At 61.6% G+C, this 22106-nt stretch carries 17 protein-coding genes; 4 read left to right on the top strand and 13 right to left on the bottom strand.

Annotation, left to right across the window (positions count from 1 at the left end; translation table 11 throughout):
- Window positions 1–37: 37 nt before the first annotated feature.
- From PXH66_RS11325 to purD, 7 genes are all read right to left on the bottom strand, one after another.
- Entirely contained in the window at window positions 38–619 is a 582-nt protein-coding gene (locus PXH66_RS11325; RefSeq protein WP_330931596.1) for a hypothetical protein, read from the bottom strand.
- 95 nt (window positions 620–714) lie between these two features.
- The gene (locus PXH66_RS11320) at window positions 715–3270 is read right to left on the bottom strand and encodes a CHASE domain-containing protein (RefSeq protein ID WP_330931595.1); all 2556 of its coding nucleotides are present in this window, start codon (window positions 3268–3270) and stop codon (window positions 715–717) included.
- 303 nt (window positions 3271–3573) lie between these two features.
- The gene (locus tag PXH66_RS11315; RefSeq protein WP_330931594.1) at window positions 3574–6192 is read right to left on the bottom strand and encodes a CHASE domain-containing protein; all 2619 of its coding nucleotides are present in this window, start codon (window positions 6190–6192) and stop codon (window positions 3574–3576) included.
- A 106-nt stretch (window positions 6193–6298) separates the two neighbouring features.
- A complete protein-coding gene (gene glyA / locus PXH66_RS11310; protein ID WP_330931593.1) occupies window positions 6299–7564 on the bottom strand; it encodes a serine hydroxymethyltransferase in 1266 nt (421 codons plus the stop codon).
- A 60-nt stretch (window positions 7565–7624) separates the two neighbouring features.
- Window positions 7625–8110, bottom strand: a complete 486-nt coding sequence (locus PXH66_RS11305) for an arsenate reductase/protein-tyrosine-phosphatase family protein (protein WP_330931592.1) — start codon at window positions 8108–8110, stop codon at window positions 7625–7627.
- 102 nt (window positions 8111–8212) lie between these two features.
- Window positions 8213–8821, bottom strand: coding sequence for a hypothetical protein (locus PXH66_RS11300; RefSeq protein ID WP_330931591.1), 609 nt, complete (start codon window positions 8819–8821; stop codon window positions 8213–8215).
- Complete coding sequence (gene purD / locus PXH66_RS11295; protein ID WP_425609091.1) at window positions 8818–10131, bottom strand: phosphoribosylamine--glycine ligase; 1314 nt, start codon at window positions 10129–10131, stop codon at window positions 8818–8820. The genes PXH66_RS11300 and purD overlap by 4 nt, the downstream gene beginning before the upstream one ends.
- A 223-nt stretch (window positions 10132–10354) precedes the next feature.
- Between purD and PXH66_RS11290 the strand changes: the two genes are divergently transcribed.
- Window positions 10355–11182, top strand: a complete 828-nt coding sequence (locus PXH66_RS11290) for a hypothetical protein (protein ID WP_330931589.1) — start codon at window positions 10355–10357, stop codon at window positions 11180–11182.
- Between the two features lie 30 nt (window positions 11183–11212).
- Here the strand turns inward: PXH66_RS11290 and PXH66_RS11285 are convergent, their stop codons facing one another.
- On the bottom strand, window positions 11213–13138 hold the full coding sequence (locus PXH66_RS11285) for an LOG family protein (protein WP_330931588.1): 1926 nt from the start codon (window positions 13136–13138) through the stop codon (window positions 11213–11215).
- 164 nt (window positions 13139–13302) lie between these two features.
- Here PXH66_RS11285 and PXH66_RS11280 point away from each other — a divergent pair, with 164 nt between their 5' ends.
- Window positions 13303–14448 (top strand): glycosyltransferase family 4 protein, encoded by a 1146-nt coding sequence (locus PXH66_RS11280; RefSeq protein WP_330932367.1) that lies wholly within the window; start codon window positions 13303–13305, stop codon window positions 14446–14448.
- Here the strand turns inward: PXH66_RS11280 and PXH66_RS11275 are convergent.
- From PXH66_RS11275 to PXH66_RS11265, 3 genes are all read right to left on the bottom strand, one after another.
- The gene (locus PXH66_RS11275) at window positions 14445–16616 is read right to left on the bottom strand and encodes a transglutaminase family protein (RefSeq protein WP_330931586.1); all 2172 of its coding nucleotides are present in this window, start codon (window positions 16614–16616) and stop codon (window positions 14445–14447) included. The genes PXH66_RS11280 and PXH66_RS11275 overlap by 4 nt on opposite strands.
- 21 nt (window positions 16617–16637) lie before the next feature.
- Window positions 16638–17498 carry a transglutaminase family protein gene (locus tag PXH66_RS11270; RefSeq protein WP_330931585.1) on the bottom strand — a complete coding sequence of 287 codons (861 nt, stop codon included), beginning with the start codon at window positions 17496–17498 and terminating at the stop codon, window positions 16638–16640.
- Window positions 17499–17559: 61 nt separating this feature from the next.
- Complete coding sequence (locus PXH66_RS11265; RefSeq protein WP_330931584.1) at window positions 17560–18627, bottom strand: threonine aldolase family protein; 1068 nt, start codon at window positions 18625–18627, stop codon at window positions 17560–17562.
- A 110-nt stretch (window positions 18628–18737) separates the two neighbouring features.
- Here PXH66_RS11265 and PXH66_RS11260 point away from each other — a divergent pair, with 110 nt between their 5' ends.
- Both PXH66_RS11260 and queG read left to right on the top strand, forming a co-directional pair.
- Complete coding sequence (locus PXH66_RS11260; protein ID WP_330931583.1) at window positions 18738–19301, top strand: shikimate kinase; 564 nt, start codon at window positions 18738–18740, stop codon at window positions 19299–19301.
- Window positions 19291–20445, top strand: coding sequence for a tRNA epoxyqueuosine(34) reductase QueG (queG, locus tag PXH66_RS11255; protein ID WP_330931582.1), 1155 nt, complete (start codon window positions 19291–19293; stop codon window positions 20443–20445). Before PXH66_RS11260 ends, queG begins: the two co-directional genes overlap by 11 nt.
- Here the strand turns inward: queG and PXH66_RS11250 are convergent.
- Both PXH66_RS11250 and PXH66_RS11245 read right to left on the bottom strand, forming a co-directional pair.
- Window positions 20436–20840 carry an acyl-CoA thioesterase gene (locus PXH66_RS11250; RefSeq protein WP_330931581.1) on the bottom strand — a complete coding sequence of 135 codons (405 nt, stop codon included), beginning with the start codon at window positions 20838–20840 and terminating at the stop codon, window positions 20436–20438. The genes queG and PXH66_RS11250 overlap by 10 nt on opposite strands.
- A 57-nt stretch (window positions 20841–20897) precedes the next feature.
- Window positions 20898–22043 carry a glycosyltransferase family 4 protein gene (locus tag PXH66_RS11245; protein WP_330931580.1) on the bottom strand — a complete coding sequence of 382 codons (1146 nt, stop codon included), beginning with the start codon at window positions 22041–22043 and terminating at the stop codon, window positions 20898–20900.
- Window positions 22044–22106 lie beyond the last annotated feature (63 nt).

Below are 22106 nucleotides of genomic sequence, written 5' to 3'. Positions count from 1 at the left end.
CGTGGCGTCAATCGTAGGGTTGGTCGCAGGATTACGGTCAATGCACGGTAAAGGTCCACCGCCGCGATTCACGGGCTCCGACGAGTGTGGCGTGATATCGTCCTGGTTCCAAGGCGTGGGCCGGCACGATGATGCGGGCGAGCACGGCTAGGTCACGCGACTGGAGGTCACCGGGCAGGGCATCATAGCCGATCATGAACACGGCCTCAGATCCACGTAAATAGAGCACGGACCCCACCGGTCGCTCGCCGTGATTGGGTTGCACACACGCGATCTCGAAGGAGTAGGGGCTGCCGGCCAGCGTCTCGCTGGGGGCGGAGACGTTTTCGAACGCGGACGGCACCGGAGGCTGATCGATCAGGGCGTCGCGGAGCAGTGAGGGCACGCCGCCCGCGATGCGTTCGGTGGTCGCGGCGGGGGAGGGAGGAACGGCCGGCTCGACCAGGCGTTCGAAGCGCACGTCGATGCGTTGATAGCCACTCTCCAGCAAGCGAATCACTTGGGCCCGGTCCTTGGTATCCTGATACGGCTCATAGGCCGGGTTCTCCTTGCGGTAGTGCAAGGTGATCCAAGTGTAGGGGATCAGGCACGCGATGATCGCGAGCACAATCCACTTCATGGGCCAGGGTTTCTGAGTTGCTGGTGGGTGCGACATGAACCGGCTATCAATGGCACAGCGCTCGCGCTCGGCAAGACCGCGCGTGAAACGACGGCCTATCGGCTCGGTTCGATACCGTCCAAGGCGTCGGCCACCGCCGCGGCGAGCTTTTCCATGGTGAACGGCTTCTGGAGGAACCCGCTGATGGGGTGCTTGCCAAAGCGGTTTCGCACTTCCCGTTCCGAGTAGCCGCTCATGGCGAGAACCGCGATGGCGGGGTCCACGTGCCGGAGCTTGGGTAGCAGTTCGTGTCCTTCCATGACGGGCATGGCCATGTCGAGCAGCACGAGGTCAAACTTAACCTCGCGGTGAGTGAAGGCCTCCAAGCCCTTTTGTCCGTCTTCCGCCACCTCCACGACATAGCCCCGGTGCGTCAGAATACCACGAGTGATTTCGCGAATGGTAAACTCGTCGTCCACGACGAGAATGCGATGTCCGCTTCGGCCGGTTTGGTCGAAGGGCGGGGTGGAAAGGAAGTGGGGCGCAAACGGGCGGACCGAAACCGGAAAACACACCGTGACGCTCGTGCCGATTCCCGGAGTGGATTCGGCAAAGACGGGCCCACCGTGTCCGTTGACCACGCCTAGGGCGGCGGCGAGCCCCAGTCCGCGGCCATCGAATTTTGTAGAATAAAAGGGCTCCCAAATACGATGGAGCACGCTCGCTTCGATGCCGCAGCCGGTATCGCTGATGACGAGCTCGATGAATTCTCCGTCGGCGATCCGGGGCGATGCCACCGCCTGCCGAATCCGGGATGCATTGAGGGTCACCAAGCGCGTGGTGACGGTGATGGTTCCCGTGTCGACGAGGGCCTCATACGCGTTGGTCAACAGGCCCACAATCACCTGGGAAATTTGGGAGAGGTCCGCCTCGATGGGAGGGAGGGCCGGGCCGAGTTCGAGTTTAGTTGTGGCTGTGTGCGCGGTTTGGGGACGCAGCAGTGTGACGGTCTTGGTGACCACGTCGTTGAGGTTGATTGCCTCGAGTTCGAATTCGCCGCGTCCGGAAAACGTCATCATCTGGTTGCACAACTCGGCGGCGCGTTTGGATGAGTGTTCGATCTGCGCGAGGTAGGAGCGGGTGTCCTCGGAGTTGTTGAATTCCATGCGCAGCAGGCCGGCGTTGCCCAAGATCGCAGTCAGAATGTTGTTGAATTCGTGCGCGATGCCGCCGGCCAGCACGCTCATGCTTTCGAAGCGTTGGGATTCGAGCGCGCGCCGTTGGGTGGCGGCCTTTTCCTGCTCCAGGTTTTTAAACTTGGTGAGGTCCGTCGCGATCACACCGACGGCAAAGATCCGGCCGTCACTGTGGCGCAGAGGAAATTTTTCGATCCAAAAGGTGATGTCCCTGCCGTCGATTTGTTGGATGTTTTCAAAGGAGATGCCCTGTCCCGAGCGAATCACTTCCTGATCCATCCGGGTATATCTTTCCACGTCCTCAGACGACAAATAGACTTCATCGGTCTGCCCGATGATTTGCGCTTCGGTCAGCGCGGTCATTTTCAGAAAGGCGCTGTTCACCATGCTGTAGCGCCCGTCGAGCCCGCGGATAAATATCAGGTTCGAACTGTGCTCGAGGATCGCGCGCAGCTTGGTCTCGCTCGCGTGCAATTCCTCGGTGCGTTGCTCCACCCGTTGCTCAATGGTGGCGAGATGTTGATCACGTTGGATGATCACCAGCGTGACACCGATGGTGAAGGCCACCGAGAGACCCAGCACCCACCACGGGTAAACCGGCGTGTTGGCTGCAATCCACGCCGGCGAAGGGCGAACCATGAGTTCCCAATCGCGCTCCCAGACCGGGATGTGAACCTGACAGATCGGGGGAGAGAAAAAAGAGTCGAGCTGGGGGAGTTCCGACGTCTGGGTCGAACCATCGGATTTAACCAGAGCGATGACGCCGTTGTTGCCCCGGGCGGTGCGATCGACCAGCAACAGGTCGGCGGTATCCGTCACGATATGACGCGCGATGTCCGCCACAAAATCGTGCAGCACGAAGATGCCGATCACCACACCGCGGTAGGCACGTTGATTTTCGGGGCCATGATAAACGGGTTGGTAGAGCGCAAAACCCGCCACGTCCTCATCGCGCAGCAGCAAGGTGATGTGCGACATGACGGAGGTGCCGGTTTCGCGAGCCAGTTCGATCTCGGATCGATTAATTCCGCTGAGCACATCGAAGCCATAGGCTTTGGCGTTGGGAGCGACGGGCTCCACGTAAATCACGGGTTGGATCCACTGGTCAGGGACCTCCACGCTGGCGAGTTGGTTGTTGGCCACCCGCCGTTGGACTTGCAGCGGCGGACGGCCCTGGGCTTCGAGTCGGGCGCTCAACGCGGGGAGCGCGTCGGCTTCGATGAGCGGGGCCCATTCCACAGCATCGAGACCGGAAAATTCCACCCGGGCGGCTTGAGCCGCGGCGGTGAAATCCGCCGCATTGATTTCCCGGGGAAGAGAAAATAACAGGCTGAACCCGCGGAGGAAATCGGTGTATTCATCAATCGCATGATTCAGCGCGGTGGCCTGGGTGGCAGCCAGTTGCTCCAAACGCGTCTTGGCCTGCTCGGACTCGATGCGACGAAAATGAAAGAAAATGATCACCGACAGTGACATTCCCACCAGGGCGAAAAACAGGGCCGCGAGTTTTAACAGCGCGCTCTGGGGATTTGATCGTGATGCGGTGATGGGAGTCGGACGAGTGAGTCGATAAGAGTGAATACCGGGTGGGCCGATTTCAGGTCAGGACCGGCGGCGGTCGATTTCTGTAATCCTGCCTTCGTAACAGTTTGGGTAAGCGGAGCCCACTTTATTTAGACCGTCTCATTGGGATTTTTCCGGCGAATTTCACCGGTGACGGAGCACGGTTAGCCGGAGAACCCGGCCTCTGCAAAAATCCGTCGGCGAGGTATTACTTCGCTAGGACGAGGGCAAAATCGCGGCGATGGCTTTAAACAACTGATCCGAATTGAACGGTTTTTGCAGGAATCCATTGGGTTGCTGCTCTGAACACGTGGCGGAGGCTTCCTCGACCGAATAGCCGCTGATCATGAGCACGCGCACATCGGGTTGTTGCTGACGGATGAGCGCGAGGACTTCTCGTCCCGAGCGACCGGGCATGGTGAGATCCAGGATCACGAGGTCGAAGACGAGGGGAGTGAACTTCTCCAGCGCTTGCGTGCCATCCACGGCGAGAGTGAATCGAGCCAGGGCGGTCGTGAGCACCCGAGTGATGAGTTGTTGCACGACCGGCTCATCCTCGACGACGAGCAAATTCGAACCGGCAAAAGCAACAAAGGGTGACCGGGATTCGGCGGCGGGCACGTTGGGCGACGGTTGAGGGTCGCTGAACTCGGGCAGATAGAGGTCGAACTTGGTGCCTTCGCCCAGCTTCGAGTCGACCAGCAAGGCCCCCCGATGACTGCGCACGATGCCGAGCACGGCGGAGAGGCCCAACCCGCGCCCCGTGAACTTCGTGGAAAAGAAGGGTTCGAAGATGCGGGACAAATCAGCCGGACTGATGCCGGTGCCATGGTCGTGCACACTGAACCGGACGTAACGACCCGAGGGGAGGTCGGGATTTCCGATGGCGTGCTTAAGTTGGCGGGAGGTCATCGCTTCCACGCTGGTTGACACCCGCACAACGCCGCCGGTTTCGGGCAAGGCTTCGCTCGCGTTGATCACCAGATTCATGATGATTTGCCGCACCTGCGATGGGTCGGCTTCGATCACCGGCAATCCGTCCGCCAAATCCAGGGTGAGTTGGGTTTTTTTGGCGATTGAAGTGTGCAACAGTGGCACGAGATCGCGAGTCACATGACTGACGTCGAGGCCTTCGAGCACGTAGCTGCCGCGGCCGGAGTAGGCGAGCATCTGACGACACAGTTCGGCGGCGCGGCGGGCGGCATTTTCGATTTCGCGCGCCGATTCGCCGGTTTCGGTTTCGGCTGGAAACTCGAGGGCGATCAGCGAGGCATTGCCCAGCACGCCGGTGAGAAGGTTGTTGAAATCGTGGGCGATGCCCCCGGCCAAAACCCCCAGGCTTTCCAGTTTTTGCGTTTCGGCGAGCTGGCGTTCGACGATTTTGATGCTGGTGACATCGGTGGCGATGCCGCCGATGCCGAAAAACTCCCCGTCCTCGCGCCGCACGGGAAATTTCACCGTATAGTAGGAGCGCATTTCCCCGGAAATATCGTAGTCCCCCTCCACCACGATGTGGTCGTTGCTCTGGAGCGCCTTTTCATCTTCTTCCGAAAACGCCTTTACCTGCCGATCGGGGTAGATGATGTCGTCGCCCCGGCCGATGATTTCCTCGGGCGAGCGTTGATAGATTTCGCAGAACCGGCGATTGACCAGCAGATATTTCCCGGCGGTGTCTTTGATCCAAATCGCGTTGGGACTGTTGTCGACGATGGCTCGCAGCTCCGCCTGATTGGTGCGGAGATCCTCGGTCCGTTCGTCGACCATATGCTCCACGACGCGGGAACGGCGCAGAAAGTTGGCCAGCAGGAGGGCGGCCAGCACACTCAACGCCACGCCGGCGACGCGAATGGTGCTGGCCTGGGAGGAGCGCTGGCTTTCCCGCCATGTCTCATCCATCAGGGCGAGGTAGCGCCAACGTCGATCGCCCACGACCAAGGCATGGTTGATGACATTGGCGTGGTCGTGGTTTTCGATATCCTCCCGGGTTTTGTGGGAGGTTGAATCACAGCACGAAAACAGGATGCGATCGGCGGGGGCGGCGTCCTCATCCAGGTAGTAAACGTGCAGGGCCGGGTCGATGGCCTCGTGGTTGGTGTCGGCGAACATTTGGCTGACCCGAAATACGCCCTGCACGAAACCGCGTAGCTCGGGTTGATCGACGTCGTTGGTTAAGACCGGGAGAATGAAAATGATACCACGCTCCTCATCTTGAGAGGTAGCCTGAGCCAGGCGAAACGGCTCGCTGACCACCATTTTTCCGGTAATGGCGGCTTCGTGCAAAGCGGGTCCGGTGGGGGCGGTGTAGACGTCGTAACCCAAGACTACGGCGTTTTGGGGCAGGGGTTCGGCGAATCGAATGACGAGATACTCATCGCGCTGATCGGCGGTGGTGAGCGAGCCGCCGCCAGTCCGTTGTTTGAACGTGATCGGGTAACCGTATTCGGCCGACATCTCGGTTTCGAAAGCGGCTCGATTTGCCCCGGCGACCTGCTCGACCCACTGCAGCGATTGCAGGCTTCCGGAGCGGGAGGTGATATCCAGGCAGACCCGGGTGAATTCTTCCCGTGTGACGTTGTCCTGGGCGAGGAAGGCGCGGCGTAGGCCGTAGATGATGTCCTCTACGATGCGGACCTTGTCCTGCAACGCGTGGAATTGATACGTGGCTCGTTCGCGAAAATTGGTCCGGATGTTTTCTTCATCCAGATCCCGGGCGTGGTTGGCCCACAGCGTGGTGATGAAAATGCCCGCCGCCAGCAGCGCGGTGGTGAGCACACGGTGCTTTAGTCGCTTCGAAGTCGCCTCTTCAGGGGGGGATGTTTTCGATGCGAAGCTCATCGAGTTAAAGCGGGGTAGAGAAGTGGAGGGATTTGATCGAGTTTATGGAAGCCCCTTTTGAACAGAGGCTTCCAGACGATTTCGGCTCCGTAAAGCCGCTTTGCTGTTACCCGGCGTAGGGCAACGGATAGCGGGCCGTTACAGTGGCGACGCGTTTTTTGACCGCGACCAACGCGTCTTCCAAACCATCGGTATCGATGGCCCGCAGCACCGTGTCGATGCACGCGGCTATTTCGTCCATGTCGGCTTCGTTCAGACCCCGCGTGGTGACGGCGGGTGAACCGAGACGGATGCCCGAGGCCTGGAACGGCGAACGTGTTTCGAACGGCACGGTGTTTTTGTTACACGTGATGTGCGCACGATCGAGAGTCTCCTGCGCCTTCTTGGCGGTGAGATCGGGGAGGTTTTCGCGCAGATCGACCAGAAACAAGTGGTTGTCGGAGCCGCCGGATACGACTTTGTAGCCCCGCTTGATCATTGCGGCGGCGAGGGCTTGCGAGTTTTTCACGACGTTGGCGGCGTAGGTCTTGAACTCCGGTTTCATCGCCTCGGCGAAACACACGGCCTTGGCGGCGATCGCGTGCATGAGCGGGCCACCCTGACCACCCGGGAACATGGCGGAGTTGATCGCTTTGGCGTGCTCCGCTTTGCAAAGAATTAATCCCCCGCGTGGCCCCCGGAGCGTCTTGTGCGTGGTGGTGGTGACAAAGTCGGCGTGCGGCACGGGCGAGGGATGCACCCCGGCGGCAACGAGACCGGCAATGTGGGCGATGTCGGCGAACAGGTAGGCGCCGACGGAGCGGGCGATCTCGCCCATGCGGGCGAAGTCAATCACGCGCGAATAGGCCGAGGCCCCGACCGTGATCATCTTGGGTTTCTCCTGCTCGGCGACGGCCGCGAGTTCGTCGTAGTCGATGAGGCCCGTGTCTTCGCGCACCCCGTATTGCACGAACTGGTAAAGTTTGCCCGAAAAGTTGGCCGGGTTGCCATGCGTGAGGTGGCCGCCGTGGGCGAGGTTCATGCCGAGCACTTTGTCGCCCGGCTGGAGCACGGCGGTGTAGACGGCGAAGTTCGCCTGCGAGCCGGAGTGCGGTTGGACGTTGGCGTGTTCCGCGCCAAACAATTGTTTGGCCCGCTCGATGGCGAGCGTCTCCACGACGTCGACCTGTTCGCAGCCGCCATACCAACGCTTACCCGGGTAGCCCTCGGCGTATTTGTTGGTCAACACACTGCCCTGCGCCTCGATGACGGCGGGGTAGGTGAAGTTCTCCGACGCGATGAGCTCGATATGGCTCTCCTGGCGGGAACGTTCGGCCGCGATGGCTGCGGCAATTTCAGGGTCGAGGGTGGCGAGCGGAGCGGCGTTTAGCATGGGATGAAAGGAGCGGATCTCAGGTGCGATTCGGCAAAATCCCAAACCGAAAATTGCACCTCAGGCTAATTCCTTGCGCAGAAACGCCATCACCGAAGGGATCGACTCGACGATTTCGTCTCGACAACCCTCATAAAGAGGCAGCGGACCCCCGAAGGGATCGGCAATCTGTTTGTCGGCGTCACGCGGCATAAACTCCCTCAATAAGAACACATTACGTGGAGTGGGATCGAAGGTCGCCTGAATGATGGCCCGATGCGTTTCCGTCATGACGAACACCGCGGTGGCCTGCTCCAATAGCTCCGCCGTGAGCGCCTGACTACGGTGACCCGAGATGTCCAATCCCACCTTGCGCATCGCTTCGACGGAATTGGCCGAGGCCGGATCTCCGTTGCGAGCGGCGACGCCGGCGGATGCCACCTTGAGGTTGGCGAGCGCCCCGGTCTCCACTTTCAAGGCATGAGCCAGCAGCGCCTCGACCATGGGCGAGCGGCAAATGTTGGCGGTGCAAACGGCGAGGAGGAGTCCGGTGTCTTGATCGGCCATGGCGGAGGAGCTTTAAGTGCGTTGGTGGAGAGGTGAAGTCACGAAAGAGCGAACGCCCGAAAAAGCGAACGCCCGAAAAAGCGAATCGGAGGGCCATCCGCTTCAGGCCCGTTTCAGGGCGCGAAGCCCTTGAATGACCTGCACGGCTCGTTCCAAGATGGGGTCCGTGATGACACTCGGCGGCGTTTCGGCTCCATCGTCGCTAGCCCGCGTGTCGGTGGCGTCATCCGGTTCCGTGGGCTGACCTAGGTGACGTTGGACCAGCGCGGATTCGTCGTAACGCGTTTTCGTGATGGCTGGAATCGCGAGCTCGGCGGCGGTCATGCCGTCCGCCAACGCCTGCAGTGCCGCGGTGATCGCGTCGTCGCTCATTTTAACGGTGAGGTCGAGAGGCGCATTCGCATGGCTCGGACCGATGATCAACACGTCCGCCGCTCGAGGAGCGAGAGCGGTGCACCAGTCGGCGGCATGTGCGGCACCGACCAACACAATTCGCAGTGTGCCGGATTCTGAAAGGGTCGCGGGAGAAACCAACGCACCCGGCTCCCGATGACGCAGATCGATGACGGTCGCTCGCGCGGAGTCCCCGGTCGCAGCCAAACCTTCCACGCCCGCCACGTAGACGATGTCGGCGGTGATTCGGGTCTCTTGCGCGATGGCCAGCGAGACCAAATGGACCGCGCCAAGCAGGACTGCGACGAAACGCTTCATGATTGGCGATTGAACTGGCGGGCCCCGATGTCGCGCCGGAACACCTTGGTGACCATGCCGATTTCCTCGCAGGTCGCATAAGCGGCATCGGCGGCTTCGCGCAAGGTGGGCGCGAGCGCGGTCACCCCGAGCACGCGACCTCCGGCGGAGACCAACTGCCCGGCTTCATCCATGGCGGTGCCGGCTTGAATGACCGCCACGCCCGAGGGGAGCGGTTCGGGCAACGAGATGGGATCGCCTTTGGCGTAGGCCCCGGGATAACCGTCCGCCGCGATCACCACGCACATCGCGGCGGAGTCTTCACGCACGGCCAGATCGAACCCGGCCAAGCTGCCTTGTGAGGCCCGCCACAACAGTTCAAGCACATCGCAACCGAGGCGCGGCAACACGACCTGGGTCTCCGGGTCGCCGAACCGGGTATTGTATTCGAGCACGGACGGACCGTCAGCCGTCAGCATGATGCCGATGAACAGCGTGCCGCGAAAATCAATGCCCTCGTTCGCGATGGCGTCGACGGATGGGCGAACGATCTCGCGTTCGATTTGGTCGAACAACGCGGGTGTCACCACATCGGCGGGCGAGTAGGTGCCCATGCCGCCGGTGTTGGGGCCGGTATCGCCTTCGCCAATACGTTTGTGGTCCTGCGAAGTCGGCAGGATCACGTAATCCGAACCGGAGACGACGACGAGAATCGAAGTCTCCTCGCCGGCTAAACAATCCTCGATCAACACGCGCGAGCCACTGGCCCCGAATTTGTTGCCTTCGAGCATGTCGCGCACGGCGGCTTCGGCTTCGGTGAGGGCGGTGGCGACGATCACGCCCTTGCCGGCGGCGAGCCCGTCGGCCTTGACCACGATGGGCGCGCCGCGTTCCCGCAGGTAGGCGAGAGCGGGCTCGACTGCCTCAAAGATACCGGCGGGCGCGGTGGGGATGCCGTATTTGAACAGAATTTGTTTGGTGAGAATTTTGGAGGCTTCGAGCTCACCGCCGTCCGCCTTGGGACCGTAAGCGGGAATACCGACCGCGAGCAGCGCATCGACCAGACCCATGGCCAGCGGCACCTCGGGGCCGACGACGACGAATTCAACCTTTTCGCGCTGGGCCAGATCGACGAGGGCGGGGATGTTGTCGGCGGCCACCGCCAGGCACGCTGCGCCGTCCGCCGCCATGCCCGGGTTTCCGGGCGCCGCCAGGATACGGGGCGACGCGGGCGAAGCGGCGATGGCACGCACGAGCGCGTGTTCACGGCCACCGGCACCGACCACGAGGACGGAGGAAGGGAGGCTCACGGGGGAGGGGCGATCTGGCATGCTGGCACGGTTTGCGTTGTCGCGAATCAGGCAACGGCGAAATCACAGGAAGGGGTTGCTCCGGTATCCCGGGGGCGACTTATTCAGAAGTTTCCCGATGAGTTCACCCGCAATTCTCCGCTTTCCCATCATCCGGCCGATTTGCGGTCAACTGAGGGTCGCGACCCTGCCCGGGAGCGCAGGGCTTTCGCCGTGTTCACTTCCCGATCGAATGTAATCCCCGATGGCCGAACGGACCCTTTTATTCTCCTCCCATGATCTGAGCGAAGATTGCGCCACGGTCGTCCTGGAGCACCAAGTCGCGCCGGTGGAGATTTCGGAAGACGTCGCGCGCGAGCGTTTGCTTGCGCTCGCGGCCATCCCGGGGGTCGACCTGTTGGACGGCGATCCGCGAGTGCGAATGACACGCGGCAAGCACAAGTTAATCGTGCGCAACAACGGCCGCACCTTGGTCGCGGTGCAGATTCCGGAAGTGCAAAATCCCGCCCTGCGGCGCTCTCCGGAAGAGATTATCGAAATTCTCTTCGAGATCGAAAAAAAGCCGATCATGCGGGTGGTGGAAGACGAGTCATCCAAGCCACCACCGGCGCCCGCCGTGGTGGAAACCGCGGCCGAAAGTGAAGCCCCGCCCCCTCCCGTCACGGCGGAGAGCGAGGGGAGAGCGTTGCTCCGCTCCCCGTGGATGCTTGTGTTTTTATTGGGCATCGCGGGAGCTCTGCTGTGGCCTGATTTTGGGACCAAGGAGCGTCCCGCCGATCTGGAGTGGATCACGGATCACCAACGGATCGTGGAACTCGATGCACGGTTCGCGGGACGCTACGCCAATACGTCCGCCGCGAACGCGAATGTCTACGAAATCAAGAACCAACGCCTCATCATTTACCGAGTCGAGGGAGACGGTCGGATCGGTGATGCGGTCGAGAATGTCTCCTACCGTTTCGGTGAAAACGAAGCCGGCATCGTGCTGGTCGCCTCCAATGACGTGGTGGTGCGCCGCAACGAAGTCGGAGCGCTGGTGATCAAGAGCGACACTTATTCGCGGATTCCCTAGCCGCAGGATCACGGCGCTGGGTGGGTCGATTTACAATACCTGCAGCTTCTCGCGGTAGAAGGCGACGACCTCGTCGGGATCGTCGGTGAACAGAATGTATTCCTGCATCCACGCCGGGGCGCGCCCGGCGCGGATCATCGCCGTGAGTTGTTTGCGCAAATCGCGGAAGTAGCGGGCGTCGAAAAAGACGAACGGCACGCGGGGGCGGATCCCTAGTTTCAAGTTGCACAACTCGATGCCAATCTCCTCCAGCGTGCCGACCCCGCCGACATTGAAGATGCAAAAATCGGCCACCTCGAACCACTTTTGACGGAAGTGCCGGGAGGACTCCTGAAACGTGTTGAAGAAGTCGACGCCCAGTTCGGGCGGTTGGGCCTCGAGTTCGAGGAAACAAGCGCCCGTGAGAGCACCCTTCGAGCGGGCTTGTTCGCAGGCCAGTCCCATGACGCCTCCGCCCCCGCCCGTGATCACGCCGACATTGGGCCCCATGTAACCGGTGAGGGTGTCAATGAGTCGGGTGATGCGCGCGGACTGCTCGTCGGACAAACCGACCGCGCTGCCGTAGAACGCCAGAATCGTCGATTCCTGGAAACGCCGCCCCAGTTCCTCTTTAAGGAAGAAGCCGTGATTCTTTTTGTAAGTGTGTTGGTAGAGATCACCGAGCCGGGGCTCATACCAATACACGTCGATGCCGAGCGCGTCCAAGGTATCGAGTCGACCGTGGGCGTTGTGCGACAGGAAAAACCCATGGGTGCGCGAAGCGTGGCGAAACACGATGCGCCGCAGTTTGAGTTCGGGCAGCCGGGCGAGCAGTTCCACCTGTTCGAGCAGGTTGGGAAAGTAGCTCGTGATGAGCGTATCGGCGTTGGCGGGCGCATGTTCCAACGCCTGGATGAGAGTGGCGTGACCGCAGCTGTCACCGGCGGCCGCGATGGCCTTGCTCAGGCTCGCGCCGTTGGGGCCGGCGTGCACGAAATGCGAAGCGTTGGCCATGGTGGCATGCTGCCCCTTGACGGTGACCCGGAGACGCGGTTTGGGCGCATGGTTTCCGTTGGGCTGGGGTGGCCGCGCATCGAGACATTCGTAAACATCGCGCGCGCCCTTGCTCAGGCGGGCGCGTTTTTCGGTGAGCGCTTTGCGGTGGGTGCCGTCGATTTCCGGAGCGCGGAAAATCTCCACCGACACCATGGGATTGACCACCGGTTGGTCGCCCTGGTTGTAGATCTCCAACATGATGTTGGTGCCGAAAGTCTTTATCGGGTCGAGCAGGACGGCACTGGTGTGGATGCCGAAGTTTCCCGCCCCCTGATTGAGCACGACGTAGTGCTCTTTGAGATACATGGAGCAGCTCGTGAGCACACCGGAACGGGGCGGAATGGTGAGTGGCGAGGCCGCGTGGCGCACCTGCACCTTGTCGAGAAACGTGCGGCCGGCGTGGCCGGCGACGAGACGCTCGAAAGCCGGGCGATCGAGGTCGGGTTTGAGCGTGTAGCGGACGTGGTGCGGCGTGAGAAAAACCCGTCCCTCGCGATCGATCGAAATCGTGTTGGGCAACTTCAACGTGTTGGCGCGGACTTGCTCCCAGATTTCTTCCGTCGTGAGTTTGGCGGTGGCGGGGGCCCGGAACAACCGGCCCACAGGGCTGCCGAGTCGGAGCAGTTTGCGCCAGTAGTCCGCGTGCGGGAAACTGGGGTCGTAGAGGAACGCTTCGGCCTCGATCACGATGCGGTTGCCATCGAGGGAGGGCTCACCCTGCGTGAGCATGTCGATACCGATACGGGCGAGCGTGCTGCGTTCGGTGAACTTCAGATCCGCGAGGTGAGCGGTCATGAACTCCAATTCGGAGGGATGGCGGGGCCAAAAAGCGAGCGTCAGGGCCACGGGTTCGTTATCGCCTTGGGGGCGCACGGACAGGATTTGGCCGTCCTGACTGGTCCAAAATTCGTCGGGAGTCATGGGAGGGCGGGAACCCAACTCCAGTTCGAGCGCGCTTACAAGGGAGGAGTGGTGATTTGATGGGCAGTGCCCCGATAGCGAAAAGAGTGGTCAATTTTTCGGTAATGTAACCCGAGGCGGGAGTATTCGTTTGCCGCCGGGCCGGAGCCGACGAGAAAGGGGCTGTGCGTATCACTCTGGTGACCGAAACCTTTTTGCCCGAGGTGAACGGCGTGGCGATGACCCTGGGTCGCTTGGTCGGCGGATTGCGTGAACGCGGTTTCGACGTGGAAGTGATCCGACCGCGTCAGGTGCAGGAGACGGCGCAGACGAAGGCTCCGGCGGGGGAGTTTGTGGTGCCCGGAGCGCCCATTCCTTTTTACCGCAGTCTGCGTATGGGACTGCCCGCCACGCGGAAACTGAAACGCCGCTGGCAACAGCAACGGCCCGATATCGTGCATATCGCCACGGAAGGACCGCTGGGAGTGTCGGCGCTGCGCGCGGCCCGCGCTCTTAAATTACCGGTGACCTCGAGTTACCATACCAACTTCCACCAGTATGGCTCCCACTACGGGATGAGTATTTTGAAGTCCATCGCGCTGGCGTGGATGCGATGGTTTCACAATGCGAGTTTTTGCACCATGGTGCCGACCCGCCAAATGCAGGCGGAATTGGAGGGCGATGGATTTGAGCGACTGCGGGTGCTTTCGCGCGGCGTGGATACGGACCTTTTTAGTCCGGCGCGCCGCGACGAAAAATTGCGGGAGTCCTGGGGCGCGGGTCCGGATGATCCGGTGGTGATTCATGTCGGTCGCATGGCCGCGGAGAAAAACATCGGATTGGCGGTCGAGGCGTTTGAAGCGCTGCGTGCCAGCGTGCCCGATGCGCGTTTGGTATTGGTCGGCGATGGCCCGGCCAAGGCGCCGTTGAGCGCGAAGCATCCGGAATATCACTACGCCGGCATGCGGCGCGGCGAGGATCTGGCGGCACACTATGCCTCGGCGGATGTGTTCCTGTTCCCGAGTGTGACCGAGACGTTTGGCAACGTGGTCACGGAAGGACTGGCCAGTGGGTTGGTGGTGATGGGCTACGATTATGCGGCAGCCCGCGAACACGTGCGCGATGGCACCAACGGTTATCTGGTGCCGATGAACGACGAGGCTGCGTTTAAGCGTCGCGCGACCGCAATCATGGTCGAGCGGGCGAATTGGCCGGCGGTGCGAGCGGCGGCGCGCGACACGGCGCAGGGACTGACCTGGACCGTGATCGTGCAGCTCTTTGCCGACACTTTGGCCGAAGCGATTGAGGCGAGCCGGACGCGCGCTGATTAACCGCGCGACTGGGCGGGGTAGCGGCGCAGATCGAGAGTGTGTTTTCCTTCGGGCGGGAAATCGATTTCGCGAATCCAGCGGGTTTCGCCGACCGTGTGAGGCCAGTCTTCCCAGCGGGACGCGAAGCGTTTGGCGGCGGCTTTTTCGCTGGTCGGACGCTTCTTGTAGGATTTGTCGTCGGCGTCCCATACATGCCAGCGCGCGGCGGCGATCACCGTGAAGGTCGCCCGATCGACCCACTCCAAAATCAGCGGGGCGTGCACCGGAACGTGAGGGTGAAGAGACGGATAAAGATGAAACGCGCGGAAGCGAATTCCGGCGGCCGTGGTATCACCGGCGGAGAGAAACTCGCACGGATAACCGTTGGCGAGCAGCAGGCCTTTTTCGATCAAGGCCGGGTCGGAGACCGCGACTTCGATGCGGTCCATGCTCGAGTCGACGGTCCGGGAAACGGTGCCGGCATTGGGTGACTCTCCGAGCAGCGGCCATGCTTCCAGGGCTTGGCGGAATGTGACCGAAGCGGCCTGCGGTTTGCCGTCTTCGTCTTGGTAAGAAAGGTCGAACGAACCGATCTTGGGGAAACGCCATTTCCAGAAGGCGCGCAGCCATTCGACGTCGAATGGAATGGCGTGTGCGTTCAGGTCGGCGACCACCGCTTGGAGGTCTTCCCAGATGAAACTCGGCAGGAGAAAACGATCGTGCAGTTGACCACTCCAGCGGACGAACGGTGTTTTGAAAGGATCGCCGACCAACCGCGCCATGATAGCGCGGAGCAGCAGGCCGATGAGGCTCATGGTGCTGGCGTCGGGATGGGATTCGAAGGAGCGAAATTCGACCAATCCCAGACGACCATTCGGTGCGAACGGATTGTGGAGTTTGTCGACGCTGATCTCGGCGCGGTGAGTGTTGCCGGAGCGGTCCATCAACAGGTCGCGGAACAACAAATCGAACTGCGGCAGGTTGGGCGGGTAGCCCATGCTCTCGGCGCCGGCGCAGGCGATTTCGAGTTCGTAGAGTGCTTCGTAGGTCGATTCGTCGATCCGCGGCGCTTGTGAACTCGGACCCATATAGAGGCCGGTAAAGGCGAAGCTCAGCGCCGGATGATGCTGGAAATAACGAATCACCGAAGGCAGCAAATGCGGGAACGCGAAGAACGGTGAATACAGTCCGTCGGGTCCACCGAAGACGACGTGCGCGCCGCCGCCGGTGCCGGTCTCGCGACCGTTGAACTGCAGCTTGCGGGCGGTGAGGCCGGTGGCCTTGGCCGCTGCATAGAGGTCGTGCAGCTGGCGATCGTAGTCGGCCCACGTCGCGCATGGAGCGAGATTGATCTCCAACACGCCGGGGTCGGACGCGAAGCCGATCGTCGGCATAGCGGGATCGGAAGGGGGCGCGTAACCGGCGAGGATGACCTCGGTCAGCTCCCGGGCGGCGAGGGCGGCCTCGATCTTGGTGAGCAACTCCAAATAGGCGTCGGTCAGCAACGGCGGGATGAAAATAGCCACGCAACCCTCGCGGATTTCAACAGTGAGGGCGCGACGCAGCCGCTCCTTGCCGAGTTCGCCGAGCGGCAGACGCAAACCGGCGCAACTGTCACCCTCGAACAAAGGGATCGGACCGTCGAAATCGAGACTCCAGTCGTCGCTGCGCCAGGTCTCGTCCTCGTGATCGATGGGGAGCACATAACCGGCCGGTTTCTTGCCCAGAGCGAGCGGACGAATGCACGCGGGCGGCAGGTTGAGTGAACCCGCGAGGTGTTTGATAACCGCGCGAGCCTGGCTGAGTTTGTGGCTGCCGGGTTCGAGGCTGGAGCGCATGCGCGCCGGATTTTCCCAGATCGGTTTTCCGTCGGCGCGGCGTTGCAGGAGCAGCGTCCAACGCGGCAGCGGTTCGCCGGGAAAATGTTTGCCGGAGGTTTCGAGCAGGACGGCCCCGGGATAGGTGCGAGCGATCAAGCGGTGGGCGAGGCGGCGGGCGTAGTCGAGTTTGGTCGGTCCGAGCGCGGCCGTGCCCCATTCCGCACCTTCGGGACGAAGCGGCACAAACGTGGGCTCACCGCCCATCGTGATGGCGACGTCGGTGCGTTGCAGGGAGGCTTCAACGGCTTGGCCGCATGAGGCGATGGCGGCGGCGGTGGAGTTCAGGGAGCGTCGAGAAACGGCGGACATACGGGGGAAGGGACGAAGAATCTAGTCGAGTGGTTCGATGACGACGTTGACGTTCATTTGGGAGTCGACGGGCGTCTTGCTGTAGTAGGTGCCTTGAACGGGATTGACGGTTTCGGCCTGGGCGGCGTGGGCCACGGCGATGAACAGATCGTCACACCAGACTCCGGAGGTCGGATCGATGGGCCGCCAACCGGCCCCGGGCAGGTAAACCTCGACCCACGCGTGCATGGCGCCGACGGTGCGTTCGTCCTCGCCGGGCGGAGCGTAGAGGTAGCCGCTCACGAAGCGGGCGGCGAGACCGAGGGTGCGGCACAGTTCGATGAACAACACGGCGAAATCCCGGCAGGCGCCGGATCCTTTTTGCAACGTCGTGATCGAAGATTGGATACCGATTTCATCGCGCCGCACGTAAGTGAAGTGGGTGAAGAACAACCGGGTAAACGCCGTGAGCAAATCAACCGTGCCGGTGGGCCGATCGGTGAAATGTTCGTCCAGCCATTGTTTCAAGGCGTGCTGGGTGTCTACGAAAGGCACGGCGAGGTAGGGTCCGAGGGCAAATTTGAAGACCGGCTCATATTCGAACGGAAACTCAATCGCGTAACTCTTGAGCACGAAATCGAAAGGGTTGGATTCCGTGTTTTCCACCTCGACCTGGCTTTCGATCTCCATGCGCTCCGTGAGCTCGGGAAAGCGGGCCTGCCACAGCTCGTTGTCGAGGGGATCCTGGCCGCGCGTGAGAATGGGATCGGGCGAGATGCGCAGGTCGAACCGCCGGAGGTGTTGGCGGGAATGTTCGCGCGGGCGCAGATAGATCAGATGGGGCGAAAGCGAAACCGGGGCACCGTAGACGTAACGGGTGGTGTGCGTGATGCGAAATTTCAAAGTGGGTGGGACGTTGGGCCGATCGGCGGAACGGAGGGAAGCCGCATACTATGAGCAATGTTCACGCCCGCGATGTATATTCTTCGGCCAAATCCGCGACGAAGCGATCGAGATCCTCCTGTTGGGTGTCCCACGAACACATGAGGCGGTAGCCCTGCGCGCCGATGAAATTATAGAAATGCCAGCCCCGCGCCTGCATGGCGGCGGCGATGTCGTCGGGCAAAGGGGCGAACACGGCGTTGACCTCGGGCTCGACGGCGTAAGTGAGGCCGAAGCGAGTGCGCAACGTTTCACCGAGTTGGTAGGCCATGGTGTTGGCGTGGCGGGCGTGACGGAGCCAGTTGTCGTTCGAGAGCATGCCGACCCATTGGCTGCTGAGATAGCGCATTTTGGAGGCAAGCTGGCCGGCTTGTTTGCACCGGTAGTCGAATTCGTGGGCCAGTTCCGGGCGGAAAAAGACCACGGCTTCCGAGGTGTTCATGCCGTTTTTGGTGCCACCGAAACACAGCACGTCGACCCCGGCGCGCCAGGTGAAATCTGCCGGGGAGCTGCCGTCGCGATCCTGCAGCACGGCGGCGGCATTGGCGAAGCGGGCGCCGTCCATGTGCACCAGCAGGCCGTGTTCGCGGGCGACGGCGCTGAGCGCTTTGATCTCCGCCGTCGAATAGACGGTGCCACATTCGGTCGATTGCGTGAGCGAAAGCACGCGAGCCTTCGGGTAGTGAATGTCGGTGCGCTTGCGGATCACCTGCTCGACGGAGGCGGGAGTGAGTTTGCCGTTGGTCCCGGTGGCGGTAAGGATTTTGGTCCCGTTGGAGAAAAACTCCGGCGCGCCGCATTCGTCGGTTTCGACGTGGGCGACCTCGTGGCACACCACGCTGTGGAAACTCTGGCACAAGGAGGCGAGGGCGAGGGAGTTGGCGGCCGTGCCATTGAAGACGAAGAAAATCTCGGCCTCGGGTTTTTCGAAAATGTCGCGAATGCGGTCACAGGCCCGCTTGGTCCAATCGTCGGTGCCGTAGGAGGGCAGGTCGCCGCGATTGGCTTCGGCCAGAGAGGCCCAAGCCTCCGGACAGATGCCGGAAGTATTGTCGCTGGCAAATTTGTGGGAGTCGAAAGGCTGAGTCATGACGATCAGTGAAAGAGGCGAAAGGTGAACGCACGAAATGGCGGAGTCCCACTGCGGGAAGTTTTTTGGAGTTTGGCAATCGATGTCGCCAGATATTGGGTGACAAACCGATGCGAGACCCCGATCCCACAGGACCTCAACCCAATCTCTACCTCGTCGGCTTCATGGGCACGGGCAAGACGACCATCGGGCGCGCGGTGGCATATCGACTGCGGTATCAACTTTTCGACAGCGACCACGAAATCGAGAACGCCCAAGCCCGGCCGATATCGGAAATCTTTGCGACCGACGGCGAGGCGGCCTTTCGGCAAATGGAACGGAAGTTTATCGAGACCGGACATCCGGCCGGTCAGAGCGTGGTGGCGTGCGGGGGCGGACTCGTCGTGCAGCCGGGCATGTTGGATTTGCTCAAATCCAAAGGGGTCGTCGTCTGTTTGCACGCCTCGTGGGAGACAATTCTCCGGCGGACCTCGACGAACAAGAATCGTCCCTTGCTCGATGTCGAAGACCCGATGGCGCGGATTCAGACGCTCTACAAGGAACGCGAGCCGATCTACAAACGAGCTGATGTGGTGATTTTGACCGACCATCGACCCACCAGTGACATCATTTCGCACGTGATGCGGGTCTACCGCCGCGAGGCGAGGGACTGGGCCCACGCTCATGGGGCTTGATCGCGAGGCGTTGCGGGCACGGTTGCACGGGTTCGGTTTTGACGTCGTGCGCTTTGCGGCGGTGGCGGGCGATGCTCCCGGCAGCGATGCCTTGGACGATTGGCTGGAGGCGGGGCGTCACGCCGACATGGCGTGGATCGAGCGCGGTGCGGCGAAGCGACGCGACCCCCGGCAGGTGCTCGACGGCGCGCGGACCATGATCATGTTGGGGGTGAATTACGGGGGGGACCTGCCGTCGCGGGATGACGGGCAGTCGACCGGCGTGTGGGCCCGTTACGCGCTGAACAACGACTACCACGATACGGTCAAACCGGGGCTCGTGGCGGCCGGGCGAGCGATCGAATCCTGGGCGGGGGTGACGAGCCGCGACTATCGTTATTATGTGGATACGGGGCCCGTGTTGGAGCGCAGTTGGGCGACCCGCGCGGGGGTGGGATTCACGGGCAAAAACGCGATGCTCATCTCGCGCGAGTTCGGGAATTGGTTGTTTCTCGCGGCGATCATGACCCGGGTCGAGATCGCGCCCGACGCGCCGGTCAGTGCGCGGGTGGAAGCCGAACCCGTGGGCACGCTATGCGGCAATTGCACCCGTTGTCTGGATGCTTGCCCGACGAACGCGTTGCCCGAGCCGGGAGTATTGGATGCGCGAAGATGTATTTCTTATCAGACCATCGAGAACAAAGGTATCATTCCACGGGAGCTGAGGACCGGGATCGGTGACCGCATTTATGGCTGTGATATTTGCGCCGAAGTTTGTCCGTGGAATCGATTCGCGCAAACGGCGCGTTCGGGACTGCTGGAAGCGAGACCGGAACTGGCGCAGTTTTCCCTGTCCGAGATTCTTCGGCTCACGCCGGAGGGCTTCGCGGTCGGATTCAAAGGCACGGCGGTCAAACGGCTCAAACTACGCGGTCTGTTGCGCAATGCGTGTATCGTGGCCGCCAATACCGGGGCGCGGGAGTGCGGGCCGGCGCTCGTGGATTTGACTCGTCATGCCGAAGCCATGGTGCGGGCACACGCGGTCTGGGCCTTGCGAGTTTTGCAGACTGACGCGCCGTGGGCATCGTTGCGCGCGATGGAAGTCGACCCGCTCGTGTTGGCGGAATACGACGCACCGCTCGAGCCACGATCCGCTCAGGCTTGAAACTTGGCCTTCATGCCGCGAGTGAATGCGCTGGGCGGGCGGACGGGCCGACCGGACCGGTCGATGAAGGCGTGCTGGGTGGTGGCCGTGACCAGCAACTCCTCGCCCCGGAGCACACGGTAACGGATTTTGATGCGCAACCCCGGGAGTTCATCGATCACGGTATGGATCGTAACTTCATCGTCGTAGAGCGCGGGGCGGTGGTATTTGACCGCGACCTCCAGGACCGGCAGGCGATAACCGGCTTCGTCCATGTCGCGGTAGTTGAATCCGTGTTCGCGCAACAGCGTGGTGCGCCCCACCTCCAGCCACGGCAGGTAGCTGCCATGATAGACGATACCCATCATGTCCGTTTCGGCGTAGCGGACGCGGATCGAGCAGTGAGATTCGAGCATCAGCCACCCATCTCGATCAACGGCGATCGCGTCAACGGCGCGGCGTGGAATGTCATCTCAGGCGCTTTCGAGTTCCTCGTTGAAGAGGAGTTTGGCCGAATGTGACCAATTGTTGCGTCGGGCCCAATCCCGACCCGACGAACCGAGTCGTTGCCGCAGCACTTCGTCGCTGATGAGTTTTTCAAATGCGGCGGTTAATTGCGCCGGATGATGCGGGGGCACGAGCAGTCCGGTTTTCCCGTCGGCCACCGCTTCGGCCACGCCGCCGACGGAGTGCGCCACCACGGGCAACCCGTGCGCCGCCGCCTCCAGATAGACCAGACCGAACCCCTCGACACTGTTGCCATAGTCAACACTGGTCATGCCGAAGATATCCGCCCGTTCGTAGATTCCGCTCAGTTCGTCGTCGGGTATGTCGCCGAAGAAGCGGACCGGGAAATCGCATGTGGCGGCGGCGGCGCGCAGGGTGTGTTCGTAGTGTTCCTTCGCGGTGGAGCCGACCATCCAATACTCGATCAGTCCTCGGAATTTGGGGGCCAGGGCTCGCAGCGCGTCGAGGGTGATGAGTTGTCCCTTGCGCGGATGCAGGCGGCCCACCGTGAGCACGATGATTTTCGATTTCTCGCCATTGGACGATGATGGCACCACGGCGAAGTCGGAGCGGAGCGCACCGGGCGTGAGCAGGATCTTCGAGCGAGCCTCGGGGAAATGGGTCAGCAACAGGTCGCGGGTGTAGCCGGATAGCACGCTGATGCGCTTGGCGTAGCGGATCAAGCGACGGGCCAGCGGCCGAATCAACGGATTGCGATGGAACTTCAACACCTCCGAACCGTGAAATGTCAGGACGAGGTGCTTGGGGCGAAACGTGTTGAAACGCTGCAGCAACATCAGGGTCAACATGGGACCCGGTTCGGGCAGATACACCGTCGCGTTACGCAGTTCCCGGCGGCGGCGAATGAGTTGGACCGCCAGTCGCAATTGGCAGGTCAGATCGTGGGTGCCTTTCAACGGCATCCGCCAAATGGGAAAGGGCCATTCGGCGTCGTTTTCAGGCGGGGCGTTTTGAGCCCATACCTCCACGTTCAACCCGAGGGCCGCAGAAGCGCGGGCCATTTCTCCCGTGAACGTCGCAATCCCGCCCCGCTTGGGGAAGAATTCGTGCGTGATAAGAAAAACGGTGTTCTGAGAGGGAGAAGTATTCATGGCTCGCCGGCGAATTCGCCGCGCCGAAAAATTGGATCAAACGGTCTTGTGGCGAGGCATGGG

The organism is Synoicihabitans lomoniglobus (genome assembly GCF_029023725.1).
Lineage (GTDB): Bacteria > Verrucomicrobiota > Verrucomicrobiia > Opitutales > Opitutaceae > Actomonas > Actomonas lomonigloba.
Note: the sequence above shows the minus strand (reverse complement) of the source record. Positions and strands in the feature narration are given on the sequence as shown.

Coding starts and splice junctions, on each gene's coding strand:
- PXH66_RS11325 (WP_330931596.1), bottom strand. CDS start 619: ATGAAGTGGATTGTGCTCGCGATCATCGCGTGCCTGATCCCCTACACT.
- PXH66_RS11320 (WP_330931595.1), bottom strand. CDS start 3,270: ATGTCACTGTCGGTGATCATTTTCTTTCATTTTCGTCGCATCGAGTCC.
- PXH66_RS11315 (WP_330931594.1), bottom strand. CDS start 6,192: ATGAGCTTCGCATCGAAAACATCCCCCCCTGAAGAGGCGACTTCGAAG.
- glyA (WP_330931593.1), bottom strand. CDS start 7,564: ATGCTAAACGCCGCTCCGCTCGCCACCCTCGACCCTGAAATTGCCGCA.
- PXH66_RS11305 (WP_330931592.1), bottom strand. CDS start 8,110: ATGGCCGATCAAGACACCGGACTCCTCCTCGCCGTTTGCACCGCCAAC.
- PXH66_RS11300 (WP_330931591.1), bottom strand. CDS start 8,821: ATGAAGCGTTTCGTCGCAGTCCTGCTTGGCGCGGTCCATTTGGTCTCG.
- purD (WP_425609091.1), bottom strand. CDS start 10,131: ATGCCAGATCGCCCCTCCCCCGTGAGCCTCCCTTCCTCCGTCCTCGTG.
- PXH66_RS11290 (WP_330931589.1), top strand. CDS start 10,355: ATGGCCGAACGGACCCTTTTATTCTCCTCCCATGATCTGAGCGAAGAT.
- PXH66_RS11285 (WP_330931588.1), bottom strand. CDS start 13,138: ATGACTCCCGACGAATTTTGGACCAGTCAGGACGGCCAAATCCTGTCC.
- PXH66_RS11275 (WP_330931586.1), bottom strand. CDS start 16,616: ATGTCCGCCGTTTCTCGACGCTCCCTGAACTCCACCGCCGCCGCCATC.
- PXH66_RS11265 (WP_330931584.1), bottom strand. CDS start 18,627: ATGACTCAGCCTTTCGACTCCCACAAATTTGCCAGCGACAATACTTCC.
- PXH66_RS11260 (WP_330931583.1), top strand. CDS start 18,738: ATGCGAGACCCCGATCCCACAGGACCTCAACCCAATCTCTACCTCGTC.
- queG (WP_330931582.1), top strand. CDS start 19,291: ATGGGGCTTGATCGCGAGGCGTTGCGGGCACGGTTGCACGGGTTCGGT.
- PXH66_RS11250 (WP_330931581.1), bottom strand. CDS start 20,840: ATGCTCGAATCTCACTGCTCGATCCGCGTCCGCTACGCCGAAACGGAC.
- PXH66_RS11245 (WP_330931580.1), bottom strand. CDS start 22,043: ATGAATACTTCTCCCTCTCAGAACACCGTTTTTCTTATCACGCACGAA.